Genomic DNA, 15,988 nt, shown 5'->3' with positions numbered 1-15,988 from the left:
GACAATCTCGATCTTGAAGGGATGGAAGCAATGCTCGAAGCGATGGTTCGCAACATGTTTGGCGGTCAAATTCCACGAGCAGAACTCGATCGCATGCTGCCCGAACTCAAGCAACAAATGATGAACGAAATGCCAAACTTCAGTGACGACGAAGAGTTTGAGGAGGACGACAGCTTTGATCTCGATGCCATTTTTGGAGGAAACCCGAAGAAACGCAAACGCAGTTTTCGAGATCTGTGATGTCCAATCAACGGGTGCAATGAGTCAAGGGCTGCATGTTCGATAACGTTTCTAAATTTCTCGCTGAGCAGTTCTCGGTAGATTTTGCCACTTGGCTCGTTGGTGAACCTGTCGCCCTCACCGAGCTAAGTCCCTCAGAGCTATCGCTTGAGCCAATCCGAGCCGATGCCCTGATTTTGCTGCAATCTGATCAGGTCGTGCTGCACTGCGAATTTCAAACTGACCCTGACTCTGCGATGCCTTTTCGGATGGCAGATTACCGCCTCCGCGTCTACCGTCGGTTTCCGAATAAGCGGATGGTGCAAGTGGTGATTTATTTACGAGCTACAGACTCAGAACGAGTTCAGCAAACCACCTTTGAGTTAGACAATCTGCGCCATGAGTTTCAAGTTGTAAGATTGTGGGAGCAACCGACCGAAATCTTTTTGCAGCGTCCGGGGCTATTGCCTTACGCAGCATTAAGTCAGACGACCGATCGAGTGGGCGTGTTGCGACAAGTGGCTCAAGAAATTGAGTTGATTTCTGACCGAAACCATCAAAACAATTTAGCCGCAGCGACAGGGATCTTAGCTGGGCTACTATTAGACAAAACAGTTATTCGACGAATTTTGAGGAGAGAACTTATGCAAGAGTCCGTGATTTATCAAGAATTACGCGAAGAAGCCCGCGAAGAGGCTCGCGCTATGCTTTATCAAGAATTACGCGAAGAAGTTCGGGAGGAAGCCCGTAATGAAGTTAAGCAATCTGAGGTGAATCTGGTATTGCGACAACTGACCCGTCGTCTTGGGCACCCGATCGCCTCTAGTTTTGAAACACAAGTGCGATCGCTGTCCCTTGAGCAACTAGAAGCATTGGGTGAAGCCCTTCTAGATTTTACACAACTCACCGATCTGCAAACGTGGCTTGAGACGCAGCCAGATTGACCCAATCTACAAAAGCTTTCCTGAAATGAACTCAAATTACGATCGCTTAGGCATTTCCCCAACCGCCAACCCTGCCGAAGTCAAAGCCGCTTATCACGCCAAGTTGCGGGAGTTTCCTGCACACACTCATCCAGAAGATTTCAAAGCCATTCGCACCGCTTATGAAGCGATTCGCACCGGGGCAGCGAGTCAGCCAGAGGATTTCTTTAAGATTCGTCCTTTAGAAGCAACGATCGACCCAGAGCCATTAAATCAGCTTCGAGAGCGGGTGATGGCACAACTTGAAGTCAGTCTAGATGACTTGATTCGCGCTACATTTTAAGGAAAATTTATGCTCGATCGTCAAGCTCTATTTGAAAAGCTACTCGACTATCTTCAGTCAACGCCCAAGCCGCCTGAATATTTGGGCGAAGCACCAGACCATGTAGAACCGTTTGATCCCTATCAGATGGTGGGTGAATGGGTGGCACTACGTCACGAAGTCAAACAGCAGAACAGATTATTGCAAACCGCGCACACATCTTTGCAACAAGCGCTAGAAACTGAACGATTACAAAATACACAGCTTCAGCAACGCTTAGAAGAACTTTCAGCCGCAAAATCAGAAAGCCAGTACCATCACTTGGAGCAGAAGAACTTACTCCAAGATTTGTTAAAAGTTATGGATGCGCTCGATCAGGCTTGTGAATACTGGCGAGCGCAGATTCTAGAATCCTCTACAACGTCAACTAAATCAGCAACCTTTTGGGAAAGACTCTTTCCTAAACAAAAGACTGACTCCACTGCTCTGAACGAAATTTTAATCAGCAATCAACAAGGAATAGAAGTGATTCGGCGATCGCTTCTCGATCTGCTTAGGCAAAAACAAGTCGTCCCGATCGTCACCGTCGGAAAACCGTTTGATCCAAAATATATGTATGCGATCGGACGACAAGAAAGCGACTCAACTGCCGAAAATACGGTCATTCAAGAAGTTGTTCGGGGCTACTTGTGGCAAGATCAGGTGTTGAGAGAAGCGCAAGTGATTGTAGCAGCAAGGTAACAATATGACTCGATTTGGCATTCTCTGTCCGGCAGCGATCGGTCACCTCAATCCGATGTGCGCCCTTGGGCGAGAATTGCAACGTCGGGGGCATACCGTGATCCTCTTTGGTGTGCTGGATATGGAACCCAAACTGGCGCAAACGGGCATCGAGTTTCATCCACTGGGCGAGGCAGCCTTTCCACTGGGCACCATCACCAGCATCCATCAACGCTTAGGTGAAATGACGGGGTTAGCGGGGTTCAACTTGACAGTGCAGTGGATTCAGAACGAAACGCAAATGCTGTTTAACGCAGCCCCGGCTGCCCTGCAAGCTGCCAATATCGAGGGCTTAATTGTCGATCAAACCATCCTCGCAGGAGGCACGATCGCCGATTTTCTAAAACTCCCCTTTGTCACAGTTTCTAATGCGTTGTTGATTAATCGAGAAGCCGGAGTTCCCCCATTTTTTACAGACTGGAGTTACAGCCCATCTGGGTGGGCACAGTGGCGCAATCGTCTGAGCAACGCTTTCTTAGAAATGCTCACCCAGTCTGCCCGGCGCTTAGTTTGGCAGCAACGCCAGCAGTGGCACCTACCACCCTATAAGAATGATGACCACTTTTTTTCCCCCCTTGCCCAAATTTGCCAACTGCCAGCAGCGTTTGATTTTCCCCGTAAGCAGTTAGCCCCCTGGTTTCACTACACGGGGCCGTTTCAAGACCCCTCTGGAATCGAACCGATCACGTTTTCCATCCCACCCTTTCCGTTTGACCAACTCACCGATCGACCGTTGATCTACGCCTCTCTGGGCACCTTACAAAACCGTAAACCGGAAATTTTTGAGATCATAGCTGCCGCCTGTGTGGGACTAGATGCCCAACTCGTGCTTGCCTTGGGGAATCCTATAGCTCCGATGGCTGATCGGTCGTTTCCGGGTGATCCTTTAGTGGTCTGCTATGCACCGCAGCCACAACTGATTCAACGCGCTAGCTTAGTCATTACCCATGCGGGCATGAACACCACATTGGCTGCCCTGAGTGATGGTGTGCCTATGGTCGCGATTCCCATTACTAATGATCAGCCCGCGATCGCGGCTCGGCTAGTGCACACCGGAGCGGGTGAAATGGTGCCCCTCTCAAAACTAGGGGTGACAAAACTCCGCAGCACAATTCAGCGAGTGCTAAAGGAAGATCGCTACAAACAAAACGCAGTCCGCTTGCAGGCAGCGATCGCCCAAGCCGGGGGAGTGCGTCGGGCAGCAGAAATTATCGAACAGGCAATCTCAACCGGGATGCCTGTCTATGCAATTGAGCCGAAATAAGTAATTTGTGAATGTGCAATAATCGGGTGCAACAACGATTTCTTAGAAGTCATAACTATGAGCAGAACCGTTGGCATTGACTTAGGAACCACAAATTCTGAAGTAGCGATCGTCGAAAATGGACAAGCGCGAGTCTTGCCCGGCCCAGATGGCGATTTAATGCTTCCTTCGTGTGTCGGATTTAGCGATAGCGGAAAGCTGTTGGTCGGGCGTGAGGCACTCAGGCAATATGCGGCGGCTCCCGATCGCACCGTCAAATCGATCAAGCGCTGGATGGGCACTGACCACAAAACCACACTGCCGATCGGAACTGACGAAACTCGTGATTATTTGCCCCACGAGATTTCTGCCATCATTCTCCGCGCCCTCAAACAACGGGCAGAAGTTGCTTTAGGGGAAGCAGTGACCCAAGCCGTGATTACCGTTCCCGCCTACTTCACCGATGCTCAACGACAGGCAACCAAACTCGCCGGAGAAATTGCCGGGCTAGAAGTGCTGCAAATTATCAACGAACCAACCGCAGCCGCACTGGCTTATGACGTGAGATCGGAAGAAACCGAACGAGTTTTAGTCTATGACTTGGGCGGCGGCACTTTTGATGTATCGGTAGTTGAAATCACAGGCGATGTGACAGAAGTTCTGGCAAGTCATGGCAACAATCGCTTGGGCGGCGATGACTTCGATCGGTTGCTGCAACTCCACCTCGCCGATCGGTTCCGACAAACTCATAGTGTCGATGTTCCCACCGATGCAGTCACCCAAGCTCGCCTACTCCGCGCCGCCGAACAGGTGAAAGTTGACCTCAGTTCCCATGCTTTTGCAACCGTTAGAGAAGCGTTTTTGAGCAGCAAAGGCAAGACCGCCCTGCACCTGGAAACCGAGATTGCCCGCACCGATTTTGAAGCGCTGATTCGTCCTTTACTTGATGAAACATTAGAGGCGATCGATCGCGCCCTCTCCGATGCCAAACTCGACGCTGAAGACCTCGATCGGATCATTCTCGTTGGTGGCTCAACCCGCATTCCCCTCGTCCAACAGATGATTGAAGAGCATCTTGAACAAGCTCCAACCGATGGCGTTCAGCCAGATTTGTGCGTTGCCTTGGGTGCAGCGATTCAAGCTGGGGTGAGAGTTGGAGAAAATGTCGATGCAATTTTGGTCGATGTCAGCCCTTACTCATTAGGCGTTGCCGCCGTAATCACTACGCCAATGGGCATGATGCCAGGGTTCTTTAGCGTGATTATTCCTCGCAACAGTGTCGTTCCGGTTTCTCGTTCTCAGGTTTACTCGACGGCTGCCGATCGCCAAACCTCGGTTGAAATTGAAGTGTTTCAGGGAGAGAACACAATCGCTGAAGAAAACGTTCCCCTCGGTGCTTTTATGGTGGAAGGACTGCCGCCTCAGCCTGCCGGAAGTCTGCAAGTCGAGGTGCATTTTGACTTTGACATCAACGGCATTCTCACCGTCACGGCAACTGAAAAAGGCAAAGGTCAACAAGGCAGTTTAGTGGTGAACAATGCTGCGGTTCATCGGCTTTCTAGTCACGAACTAAACCAGGCCAGAGAAGACCTACAAGCGTTATTTGAAAGTGATGAAACGATCTCAATCCAGTCGCGGGAGATCACGGATGCTGAAACGATCGATCCTGATTTAGCAGATCTGCTCGATCGCGCCCAACAAACGTTAGAAACGCTAGACGAAGAACAATCTGAAGAATTACAAACGCTAATTGGGCAACTTCAAACCGCGATCTCCAACGATTACGACCTCGCCATTTCAAAACTTCAGGAAGAGCTAGAAGAATTTCTCTACTACGTCAGCACTAATACAGATTCATAGCCGATGAAATGCCCCGTGTGCCATGCAAGTTACCGACCTCCTGCGGTTCTCTGTCGCCGTTGTGGGGCTGATCTTTCTCCCCTAATTCAGGTTCGAGATCAAGCGGTTTGGCATCATCGGCAGGCGATTCAACGGCTCGAAGCTGGTCAATATGCGGAGGCGATCGCTCAAAATGACCAGGCGATCTCGCTCCATCATCAGCAAGCAGAATTTCATGCGTTAGCCGGACAACTGTGGGCACTGCAAGGAATGTTCGATCGCGCGATCGTCTGTTGGCAAACGGCTCAAGCCCTCGACTCTCAGAGTCTAACTACCGGAGCCTGCTTAGACATCTTGATGCAACTCCGCAATTCTGATTGAGTTTGCCCAGTTGGGCTTTGGAACCTCGACGAACTTAAAATGAAAGGAGAACGATCGGGTTGACTGACAAAACGTGAATTCGACGACTTCGTTACCAGTCCATCGCGCCCCCTAAATCCCCCATTCTGGGGGATTTAGGGGGCAGAAGCCGCTCTTGACGAAGCGATAAATCTCATCGAATTCACGTTAACAAACCCCAAAATGCCCTCTGCCCCGGTTCAAAATGACCCAACCTGAAGCCCTCAAAACCCTGCTCAACTCGGTTGCTCTAGGAGACATTAGCCCAGAAGACGCGATCGCCAAACTCAAACATCTCTCTTATGAGCGCGTCGGAGACTTTGCCCATATCGATCACCATCGCGCCCTGCGGACAGGCTTTCCTGAAGTGATTTGGGGCCCCGGAAAAACTCCCCAGCAGATTGCCCAAATTATGGAAGCGATGCGAAACCGCACCTCGGTGATCATGGCAACCCGCATCGAACCTGACGTTTATGGCGCGATTAGAGCGATCGTGCCCGATGTTCACTACTACGCTACTGCCCGAATCTGTGCTTTAAAATCACCCCCATCTCCAGACCACAAACCCCAAATCCCCGGAACGATCGGCATTCTCTCAGCCGGAACCGCCGACCTCCCCGTTGCCGAAGAGTCCGCTGTCACTGCCGAGCTTTATGGCTTTGGTGTGCAGCGACTTTGGGATGTTGGAGTCGCCGGAATTCATCGATTGTTGAATAACCTGCACGTATTGAATGATGCTGACGTGCTGATTGTTGTCGCAGGCATGGAAGGCGCATTGCCCAGCGTAGTAGGAGGGTTGGCAGATTGCCCGATCGTTGCCGTGCCCACCAGTGTCGGCTATGGCGCTAGCTTTAATGGACTCGCACCCTTGTTGACAATGCTCAACTCCTGTGCAGCAGGCATCGGCGTAGTCAATATCGACAATGGATTTGGAGCCGCAGTTTTAGCAGGACAAATTCTCAGAACTGCGGCGAAACTCAAAGCAAAGTCAGAAAAACTTTAGACGATGACGCGATGTGCGACTTTCCTAAAACCGCCTAAAAACAGCCCTCTCCCGCCGGAGAGGGAACCAGAGATCGCTTGAGAGCATCTCTCCTGTGGGAGAGGGGTTTGGGGTGAGGGTTCTTAGCCGCACATCGCGTACAATGGCTCATTTTTCTCAAATCTGTTGTTACCGTCGGGTAGGAGCTGGAGTTGACCTCGAACAGTCCTCAGAGTACACGCGGAAATAGTCTATATCCATCACTCTAGGCAACTTAGCCTTCGACACATCACCACACCAACCGCCACAGGTTGCGGCACCAATGCTCGGATAAAGGGCTTTAGTGGGTATCCCGATCGTGGTTCGCCATCGTTCTCGACTGTCGATATAAAAAACTAGTAGGTTTGGTTTCCACAGCACTCCATAAGTATGGTAGTCCCGACTGAGAGCAACCGGACTCTCCCACGTCCCTTCATTCGATTTGTTCGCGCCATAGTGATTGGTCATGAACACCTTCCGCTCTTGCTGCGGAACTTCAAACACATCAATTTCCGGGGGCCATGAACGATCGGCTGCTCCAGTAGCAAAAAAAGCTGACAGCCCATCTCCTGAAACAATCTTGGTGCGAACTTCCCAATATCCGTAGGTTTGGGCAAATTTCCCATAGGTGCTGATCAATGAGCTTGCATACGGCTTGCCCCCAGCGGCTCTCTTTTCAACTTTGATGTGAGCGGCTCCTCTACTGACCGACACATTCTCGTCTGTATAGTAGTTGAGCGATCCGTCTTTAATGTTTCCGTCGCCCCACCAAAATCGAGTCGTCCACTTTGAGGAGTCAAGCGACTTGCCATTAAACTCGTCATGAAAAGTTTGTCTCAACTTACACGCACCTCGCAGCGGGTCGGCTGAAACCGTCGATCGCCACACGCAACCTAAAACTACTAAGAGCGTCACACAACAAAGAAAAATCAATTTCATCCATGCCCTGTCGGTCTTTTTCTTCATGAATGTCCTCAAATAACGCGATGGTAACTAGTTTGCTCTCATCATCTGACGTTGTTATTTTTGTACAATTGATATTCGCTCCTCTCCTTTGTGCTGATAACTAAATTGTATAAAAAGAACTCCTCTGTGGTAAGTGCTTAATCATGAGTGAATCGTTTTATCAACAGGGCATTGCAAAAGCAGATGCACAAGACTATCAGGGAGCACTCCAAGCGTTTGATCAGGCGATCGCCACTCAGCCAGATTTCACCGAAGCCTACTATAATCGTGGGCTTGCCCGGTTTAAGCTCAATGATTTGACCGGGGCGATCACCGACTACACCACCGCAATCCGACTTGATGCTAACAACACCCGTTTTTATTTTGCTCGAAGTTTGACCTATCTCAATCAAGGTGTTCTGCAAGCCGCGATCGCCGATGCCGAACAGGTGATTCGTCTCAATGCCAATCATGCTGGGGCTTATAATCTGCTGGGCAATCTTTGGCAGCGAAAGGCTCAGATCGGCAAAGCGATCGTTCATTACAAAAAAGCGGCTGAACTTTATTTAGAGCAAAAAGACGCGGCAAACTGTCGGCGCTGCATGGCGATCGCGCAACAGCTTAAACCCAAATCACCCGATCAGTTGGCTCAGTCATCTGCCCCGATCGAGATTGGCGAATTTATCAACCAAGCCAGCGATAAGGCACGACGCGGAGATTTTGCAGGTGCGATCGAAGATTTGGACTGGGCGATTCAAATCGATCCCGACGATGCCGAGGCTTACGCAGCGCGAGGACAAGTTTTAGAAAAAATGGGCAACCCTGATTACGCGTCAGAAAACTATCAATTGGCAGCCCGACTGTTTTTTCAGCAGGGAAATTCAGCGATGCAACAGTCGATGTTAAAGGCAATCCAGCAGATTAAACTTCCTGAGCGGCGATATACAGCGACAAATGCCCCGACGAGTCGCCAACCACCTGCCGTCTCGTCGGGGCGAATCAGTCCCCAAGTTCAAGACCAATTGAGGCGACTGGTCAGCTACGATCGCAAAATCATCACCGATCTCGTTGCACAGCTAAAACTCAAACACCCCGGTAGGTCAGAAGATTGGTATTGGGAAAAAGCAATTTATGACTTAGAACGCGATCGGCGTTGAATGCTAAGATTTTAAGCTGCCTCGCTTTAACTGTTCTCGCTCGATCGCTTCAAACAACGCCCTAAAATTGCCCTCCCCAAATCCTTGGGCCTGATGCAGACGATCGGCGACTTGATAAGTGTGGCGCTCGATTAATTCAAAAAAGAAGGTCGGTTGCTCAAAAACAGGCTGAGTAAAGGTTTGCAGCAAAACCGCTTCGGGCAGATCTGATTGCCAATCAACTAAAATCTGTTGGGCTGCGATCGCGTTTAGCTGCGACTCAGAAAGCGCACAATCAAGACGCTGCCGCAACTGAGTGTAATAAGTGGCAGGCACATTCAAAAACGATAAACCTGCGTGACGGAGTTGCGCGATCGCATCCACAATATTCTCGGTGTGAATGGCAATGTGCTGCACGCCTGCGCCCCGATTCAGGTCTAAAAATTCTTGAATTTGAGAATTGTTTGAGGTCGGCTCGTTGATCGGCAACTGCACCCGGCTATTGGGGTAGCGCATGACGCGGCTACACAGACCGGAGCGATCGGTTTTAATCGCAAACATCTGCTGAGGCTCAAAGCCAAGAACGGTTTCATACCAATCAACGGCTCGTTCTAAATCGCCCAAAGCCACATTTAGAACGACATGATCAATGCGGCTAAAGGTGACATTGAGCGCGTTATCTGATGTCTTGCCCACAATTAATGAATTCGCCTGCCGCTCAACCAGTGTATGTCTTAGCGTTCCCCATGCGGCGATCTGGGACCATTTCAGGCTTCCTTGAGTCTGAAGGGGTTGAAGGACATTGGCTCCTTGCGCGATCGCCCGCTTCATTACAGTCTCGACATCCTCCACCCCAAATGCCACATCCACGACTCCGGGAGGATGGGCGCTTAAAAACTGATAGACAGGACTGAAATCGTTAAGCGGGGCGGAGAAAACTAGATAGATCGAGCCGTTAGCAACAACTTCGATATGCGTGTGATTAGAAGGGGCGATCGTAAAGCAAAACTCGTTTGGAATCGAGTAGAAGCCCATTTTTTGAATAAACCAGTCTCGCGATTGACGAGCATCTTCTACATAAAAATGAATGTGATCAATTTGCATAAAAACGCGAATACTTCGCCCAATGACTCTGCCTGTAGATTTTGCCTTGATTATCGAATTTTCGGGTCATTCTGAAGGAAGAATCTAGATTAACGTCAGTTCGACAGAATCTTTTCGCTGCGGTTGTGAATTTGGAAGCCCCCTAAATCCCCCATTTTGGGGGACTTTAAGCCCAGAATTTAGGTTCAAAGTCCCCCAATTTTGGGGGATTTAGGGGGCAGAAGCCGCTGACAACGAAGCGAAAAAACTCGTCGAACTGGCGTTAGATTAGTGCCCTGTGGCATGGGTCAACTATAGCAATCCCTTTTAGTTGTCAGAGTGGAACAGGCTTCCAGCCTGTACGGGCAAGATGCCCATCCCACCCTTCACTTAGGGTATATTCCTGCAATCACTTTGCAAATCGGTTCTAGCATTAAATAATGAACTGAGAATGTAGCTGATTCCAACCTGATGACTTCTCCAGAGATCGACTTGCAGTTTGAAGCCTTGCTAAACTACCTCAAGCATAACCGTGGGTTTGACTTTACTGGCTATAAGCGCTCAAGTCTGAGCCGTCGGGTGCAGCGCCGAATGCAAACCATCAACATTAAGCAATACAGCGAATATTTAGACTATTTAGAGGTGCATCCAGAAGAATTTTTGCACCTGTTTAACACGCTGCTCATCAACGTCACCACCTTCTTTCGCGATCGCCCCTTTTGGGACTTTTTGAGCAGCGAAGTCTTGCCCCGCATCATTGCCCAAAAAGAGCCAGACGAGCCGATTCGGATCTGGAGTGCAGGCTGCGCTAGTGGTGAAGAAGCCTATAGTCTGGCAATGGCCTTTACAGACCTGCTAGGAGCCGAGCAGATGCAACGGGTAAAGATCTATGCCACCGATGTCGATGAAGAGGCGCTTTATCATGCGCGTCAAGCAACCTACACCGCGAGAGAAGTGGCGAATGTGCCCCCCGACTCGTTGGCAAATTATTTTGAGCCGATCGTCTCGCCAACCGATGGCGAAGTCAGCAGCTACGTGTTTCGCAAAGACTTGCGCCAGTCTGTGATTTTTGGTCGCCATGATTTAATTCAAGACGCGCCGATCTCTAAAATCGATCTGCTGGTGTGCCGCAACACCTTGATGTATTTCAACGCAGAGACTCAGGCAAAGATTTTGACGCGCTTTCACTTTGCCTTGCGCGATGGCGGCTATCTATTTCTGGGCAAAGCAGAAATGCTGCTCAACAACGTCACGATGTTTACACCGATCGATTTGTCTTACCGGGTTTTTACAAAAATTGCCAGGGTGATGTTGCGCGATCGCCTGACCTTAATTAACCCCATCAGTGGGGGATCGATCACGACTCCGCTGTCTACTCATGTGCGGCTGCGAGAAGCGGCGTTTGATAATGGACCGATCTCACGCATCATCACCGATCTCAATGGCAATCTCGCCTTAGCAAACGCACGAGCACGATCGCTGTTTGGCATTTCGCCCCGCCATATTGGTCGCCCCTTTCAAGATCTAGAAATTTCTGATCGCCCCATCGAGCTACGATCGCGCCTTGAAGAGGTGTATCGCGGTCAAAAAATAGTTTATGTGCGCGATGTGACATGGCACTCGATAGAAGGTGAAACCAGCTATTTCGATATTCAGGTGGCCCTTTTGACTGACGTGGCAGGCAATCGGCTCGGTGTTAGCATCTCTTTTCTTGACATGACTCGCCATAAGCGACTGCAAGAAGAAGTCGAGCACTCAAATCAAGAAGTGGTGGTGGCTTATGAAGAACTCCAATCCACTAATGAAGAGCTAGAAACCACCAATGAAGAGATGCAATCCATGAATGAAGAATTAGAAACCACTAATGAAGAACTGCAATCCACCAATGAAGAACTAGAAACGATGAATGAAGAACTGCAATCTACTAATGAAGAATTGCAGACCGTAAATGATGAGTTTCAGCGACGAAGTGAAGAACTCAACCAATCCAATCACTTTTTAGAATCGATTTTGACCAGTCTCAAAGGAAGTGTAGTGGTGCTCGATCGAGACTTGCGTGTGCAAATCTGGAACCAAAAATCTGAAGACTGGTGGGGGCTGCGGGCAGTAGAAGTGCTGGGGCAACACTTTTTAAATTTAGAAATTGGGCTGCCAGTTGAACAACTGCGCGTCCATATTCGCAACTGCCTAAATGGAATTTCTGAGCCGCTCAACGAGGTGACGCTGCCAGCGATTAATCGTCGCGGTCGATCGCTCAAATGTCAGATAACCTGCACTCCCTTAATTGGCGATGAGCAAGTGCGAGGGGTAATTTTGTTGATGGAAGAACAAGCCAAGTGAGCCGAGTTGCTTAACGACTGTATCAAAGCTGACGGGTCCACTTCATTGATAACTAAGCTTTAGAGAGAAGCCACACCGCACGATCGCGTCTAACCTACAGATGGCAATAGATTATATCAGTCTGCAACGCCTATCAATCCTTCCTATTTGAGAGGCACCCGATCGTGCAACTACATCTCAAAGCCCTTTCGCAAACCGAGATTTTGGACGAGTGGCGAGAACTTCAGCAAAATGACTATCAATCGATGACGCTGTTGACCGATCGTGGCGAGATTCAAGGTCGCTATTATTCGGCTGAACGCGCCCGCCTTGGAGCAATCTGGGTCGGCGGAGTCAGAGGCGGCTGGGACACTCCCGCAGATGGCTTATATCCGCAACTGTATCAAACGCTGCAACCGTCAGGCATCTCATCTCTACGCATTCGCTATCGCTATTCGACCATTTTAGAAGAAGCCGTTTTCGACACCCTGGCTGGAATCGCATTTTTAGCCCAAGAAAACATCCCCGCGATCGCCTTGATTGGGCACTCGTTTGGCGGTGCGGTTGTGATTCAAGCGGCGGCTCTCTCTGCGATCGTGCAAACCGTGATCACCCTCGCGAGTCAAAGTTATGGGACGGCCCCAGCGGCTCAACTGGCTCCCCGGTGTTCTCTGCTGTTGCTGCACGGCACAGCCGATCATGTGCTTTCTCCTCGATGTTCGGAATATATTTACGCGATCGCTCAAGAACCCAAACGGTTAATTCTCTATCCAGAAGCGAAACACGAGTTAGATGAGGTCGCCGATCAAGTGTCTCAAGTCGTTCACGATTGGCTAATTAACCACCTTTAACGTCAGTTCGACAGAAGTGATTGGCTACAATTGTGAATTCGGGAGAGCTACCTAAATCCCCCAAGATTTCCGGTTCAAAGTCCCCCAGAATGGGGGATTTAGGGGGCAGAAGCCGCCGACAACGAAGTGAAAAAACTCGTCGGACTGACGTAACTTCAGCAACTTTGATCACGGCTTTAGGTTTTGAGGTGATCCTTCAATTCTGACGGCGGCTCGACTTTTGATGGCTCAAGCTGGGGGAGATCTGCGATCGCACTCACCCTCAACGCTCTCGACCCAATCAACAACACCACTAGCGGAATGCCGATCGACACCAAAGCCTTTAAAGCGCTGTGCCCTTGCAGTAAATATTGAGCGCTGCTCGACAGCCCAAATGCCAGACTCGTTAACCCAAACAGCCGAGCCTGGGGAATCAGCGCGGCGATCGTCAGCCCGATCGAGGCGTACCACGGCATCAACCACGGAGTCGCAAACAGCAGCAGCACCAAAGTCACCCAGCCAATATCTTCAACCAGGTCAGGCTGCGAATAGTTCCACTGTCGATAGCTGCGCCAGAGGGTTGCCCCATAAAATCCAGCAAACCCCAGCAAGGTCAGATAAGTCACGATCAAAAGAATCGTTTGCTGCTGACTCCTGCCGATCGAGCCAGGAATAAAGATTCGCACGAGATCGAGTCCAAATCGAGCGATCGTCAGCAGCGATGCTTGAAACTGTCCCGCTACCCCAGGGTTGAGCAAACTACTCCAGGCGTTAAACCCCGGAAGCTGTGACGCACTCAGCACTAAAATCAACCCTAACGAGGCTAGTGTGGTGTCAAGCAGCAGTTTCCACTGGCGTTGTCTAATCAAAAAAAGCGTGACTAAAGGCACCCAAATCAAAGGAATTGTTTTTGACAAAAACCCGCCCCACAATGCCACAATCGAAATCCAATAACGCTGTTTGGCAAGACTGGCCACTAAGACGATCGCGCTCGTTGAAATCAATACATCAATATGAGCCGAGCCGACCTGCTCCATTAACAAAAGCGGGTGAACGAGATAGGCGATCGCAATCCGATCGCGGTTGAAAAATGATTCGCTTTCTTGACGGGGCAACAGTCGCCAGATGATATAACCGTTAAAAAGATGCAATGCCAAGCAAAAAACTTTGAAACTGTAAATTGCCAGAATCGGATGAATCGAGAGAATCGCGGCGGATATCCTAAACAAAAACTGTGAAACCGGGCCGTAAGTGGAGGTTTGCCCCCAGTCTACAAAGGGCGACAGCTCAGAGGCAAACAACCCTGCACGAGCGATAAATGGGTTGACCCCGCTCAGATCCATCAACCCTGAGTGCAGATAAAGATAGATATCATTGCCTAACGGGTAAGCGATTAATGCAATCACCCAGAAGACGGCAGTCTTTTGCAGAATGTCGCCAAAGTTTAAAACCGGAGCGCGGCGATCGGCGTTAAAAAACCAAACGAGATAAATAATTGCCAGCGCTAGATAGCTGCCACCAATAGCAATTTGACTGGCAACATTTGGAAACGTCGCAAATTTTTTGCCACCCGCGAGAATATAGTGAAATTTATCTAGACCTAGATCAACGAGTGCAATGCTCAAATAAGTAGCGCAAAGCAGTGCCGTCGCGATTAGTACTCCAGCTTTTTTCACGAAATTGTGTACTTTATTGAATAAATTTGTTTGAGCATATCATCAAGATTTTAGACCCGTTATCTCACTTGTGGCAGAACCCCTGTCAAGCATGGCACCATTAGCTTAAACAAAGGGTCAGTAAAGACAGTTTAAGAGATGCGATCGTGAGTCAAAAAAAACACCTAATTTTAGGAGGAGTCGGAATCATCGCGATCGTGGCATTGCTCGTCGGCGCTTATTTTTTGCTAGACAAAAGCATCGCCGCGAGAGTCTCCAATCGAGTCTGCATTCCTTCTTATGTTGATGGCTTGGTGTGCTATTCCCAACATCAATCCTTAACTACCGAACAAACAACCAAAATTACGGTCAGTCCCGACGGCAAGATTTTGGCCAGTAGCACTCACGACATCATTCACCTGTGGAACCTGGAAACTGGGAAAAAACAGCGCACGCTATCAGGTCATCGCGATTGGGTGAGTGCATTAGCCATTAGCCCCGACGGTCAAACCTTAGCCAGTGCCAGCCTCGATCGCACCATCAAGCTATGGAATCTAGAAACGGGCCAGCTATTAAAAACCTTATATTCTGGACGGGCAACCACGATCGCCTTTAGCCCAGATGGACAGACTTTGGCCAGTGGAAGTCGTTTAATTAAGTGGGCAGATGGCACCCTAAGCCGTCCGGGGGTGCAGTTGTGGAACTTAGCCGCCCAAGAGTGGCAAGACACCATCGGCGATCAACCTGTGGTCGCGATCGCGTTTAGCCCCAACAGCGAACTTCTGGCGGCTGGCAAGCAAAAAACTTATCTCTGGCGTGTCAGCACCAAACAGCTTTTGCAGACCGTCAACTCTGGAGATCTAACAGCGCTCACCTTTAGCCGAGATGGAGAAACTCTATTGACGGGCAGCAGCCGCATGAAACTTTGGTCAGTCACCTCTGGAATGCTGCTACACACTTTTGGCATCGGGGCTTCTGACTTAGCGCTCTCCCCAGATGGGCAAACCCTCGTGGCGGCTGTAGGAGGCACCATGCAATTTTGGCAACCCGACATCGAAGATTATTTAGGAATGCTGCGCGGCTCCTCTTATAGTGGGCTGTCTGTCACCTTTGGCTTAAACGGAAACACCGTAATCAGCAGCAGCAGCGATGGAATTCGCATCTGGCACCCGAACAGCTTTGCGGCACCAGAGGGTTTCTTTGGGCAATAAAATCAATCAGATAACCCCTATAAATACTTTGATAACTGTTCGAGACTATACTAAACAGCTACA

Annotated in this window: 15 protein-coding genes; 12 read left to right on the top strand and 3 right to left on the bottom strand. The window is 49.7% G+C overall.

The annotated features are described in order from the left end of the window. The 8 genes from BRW63_RS28270 to larB all read left to right on the top strand — a co-directional run. The coding region (locus tag BRW63_RS28270) for a hypothetical protein (RefSeq protein ID WP_189645264.1) at positions 1-240 on the top strand (240 nt) is incomplete at its 5' end. Positions 241-275: 35 nt separating this feature from the next. Beyond that, a complete protein-coding gene (locus BRW63_RS11220; protein WP_073071145.1) occupies positions 276-1,163 on the top strand; it encodes an Rpn family recombination-promoting nuclease/putative transposase in 888 nt (295 codons plus the stop codon). A 25-nt stretch (positions 1,164-1,188) separates the two neighbouring features. After that, positions 1,189-1,485, top strand: coding sequence for a J domain-containing protein (locus tag BRW63_RS11215; protein WP_073071143.1), 297 nt, complete (start codon positions 1,189-1,191; stop codon positions 1,483-1,485). Between the two features lie 9 nt (positions 1,486-1,494). Beyond that, on the top strand, positions 1,495-2,205 hold the full coding sequence (locus BRW63_RS11210; protein WP_073071141.1) for a nucleotide exchange factor GrpE: 711 nt from the start codon (positions 1,495-1,497) through the stop codon (positions 2,203-2,205). 4 nt (positions 2,206-2,209) lie between these two features. Next, positions 2,210-3,508 (top strand): glycosyltransferase, encoded by a 1,299-nt coding sequence (locus BRW63_RS11205; RefSeq protein WP_073071140.1) that lies wholly within the window; start codon positions 2,210-2,212, stop codon positions 3,506-3,508. A gap of 57 nt (positions 3,509-3,565) precedes the next feature. Continuing rightward, the gene (locus tag BRW63_RS11200; protein WP_073071138.1) at positions 3,566-5,347 is read left to right on the top strand and encodes an Hsp70 family protein; all 1,782 of its coding nucleotides are present in this window, start codon (positions 3,566-3,568) and stop codon (positions 5,345-5,347) included. A gap of 3 nt (positions 5,348-5,350) precedes the next feature. Beyond that, positions 5,351-5,707 carry a hypothetical protein gene (locus tag BRW63_RS11195; protein ID WP_073071137.1) on the top strand — a complete coding sequence of 119 codons (357 nt, stop codon included), beginning with the start codon at positions 5,351-5,353 and terminating at the stop codon, positions 5,705-5,707. Positions 5,708-5,930: 223 nt separating this feature from the next. After that, complete coding sequence (gene larB / locus BRW63_RS11190) at positions 5,931-6,728, top strand: nickel pincer cofactor biosynthesis protein LarB (protein ID WP_073071135.1); 798 nt, start codon at positions 5,931-5,933, stop codon at positions 6,726-6,728. A gap of 168 nt (positions 6,729-6,896) precedes the next feature. Here larB and BRW63_RS11185 read toward each other — a convergent pair whose 3' ends face one another. Continuing rightward, positions 6,897-7,685, bottom strand: a complete 789-nt coding sequence (locus BRW63_RS11185) for a glycoside hydrolase family 16 protein (protein WP_073071133.1) — start codon at positions 7,683-7,685, stop codon at positions 6,897-6,899. A 170-nt stretch (positions 7,686-7,855) separates the two neighbouring features. On the opposite strand from BRW63_RS11185, the gene BRW63_RS11180 reads away from it, so the two are divergent. After that, positions 7,856-8,848 (top strand): tetratricopeptide repeat protein, encoded by a 993-nt coding sequence (locus tag BRW63_RS11180; RefSeq protein ID WP_073071131.1) that lies wholly within the window; start codon positions 7,856-7,858, stop codon positions 8,846-8,848. Positions 8,849-8,851: 3 nt separating this feature from the next. On the opposite strand, the gene hppD is transcribed toward BRW63_RS11180, so the two are convergent. Next, positions 8,852-9,931 carry a 4-hydroxyphenylpyruvate dioxygenase gene (gene hppD / locus BRW63_RS11175; RefSeq protein WP_073071129.1) on the bottom strand — a complete coding sequence of 360 codons (1,080 nt, stop codon included), beginning with the start codon at positions 9,929-9,931 and terminating at the stop codon, positions 8,852-8,854. 450 nt (positions 9,932-10,381) lie between these two features. Here hppD and BRW63_RS11170 point away from each other — a divergent pair, with 450 nt between their 5' ends. Continuing rightward, on the top strand, positions 10,382-12,250 hold the full coding sequence (locus tag BRW63_RS11170; protein ID WP_073071128.1) for a CheR family methyltransferase: 1,869 nt from the start codon (positions 10,382-10,384) through the stop codon (positions 12,248-12,250). 164 nt (positions 12,251-12,414) lie between these two features. After that, on the top strand, positions 12,415-13,080 hold the full coding sequence (locus tag BRW63_RS11165; protein ID WP_073071126.1) for a dienelactone hydrolase family protein: 666 nt from the start codon (positions 12,415-12,417) through the stop codon (positions 13,078-13,080). 176 nt (positions 13,081-13,256) lie between these two features. Here the strand turns inward: BRW63_RS11165 and BRW63_RS11160 are convergent, their stop codons facing one another. Next, positions 13,257-14,735, bottom strand: coding sequence for a hypothetical protein (locus BRW63_RS11160; RefSeq protein WP_073071124.1), 1,479 nt, complete (start codon positions 14,733-14,735; stop codon positions 13,257-13,259). A 146-nt stretch (positions 14,736-14,881) separates the two neighbouring features. Here BRW63_RS11160 and BRW63_RS11155 point away from each other — a divergent pair, with 146 nt between their 5' ends. Further along, positions 14,882-15,925, top strand: coding sequence for a WD40 repeat domain-containing protein (locus BRW63_RS11155; protein WP_073071123.1), 1,044 nt, complete (start codon positions 14,882-14,884; stop codon positions 15,923-15,925). Positions 15,926-15,988 lie beyond the last annotated feature (63 nt).

It is taken from the genome of Phormidesmis priestleyi ULC007, assembly GCF_001895925.1.
Lineage (GTDB): Bacteria > Cyanobacteriota > Cyanobacteriia > Leptolyngbyales > Leptolyngbyaceae > Phormidesmis_A > Phormidesmis_A priestleyi_A.
This window is presented reverse-complemented; position numbering and strand designations above follow the sequence as displayed.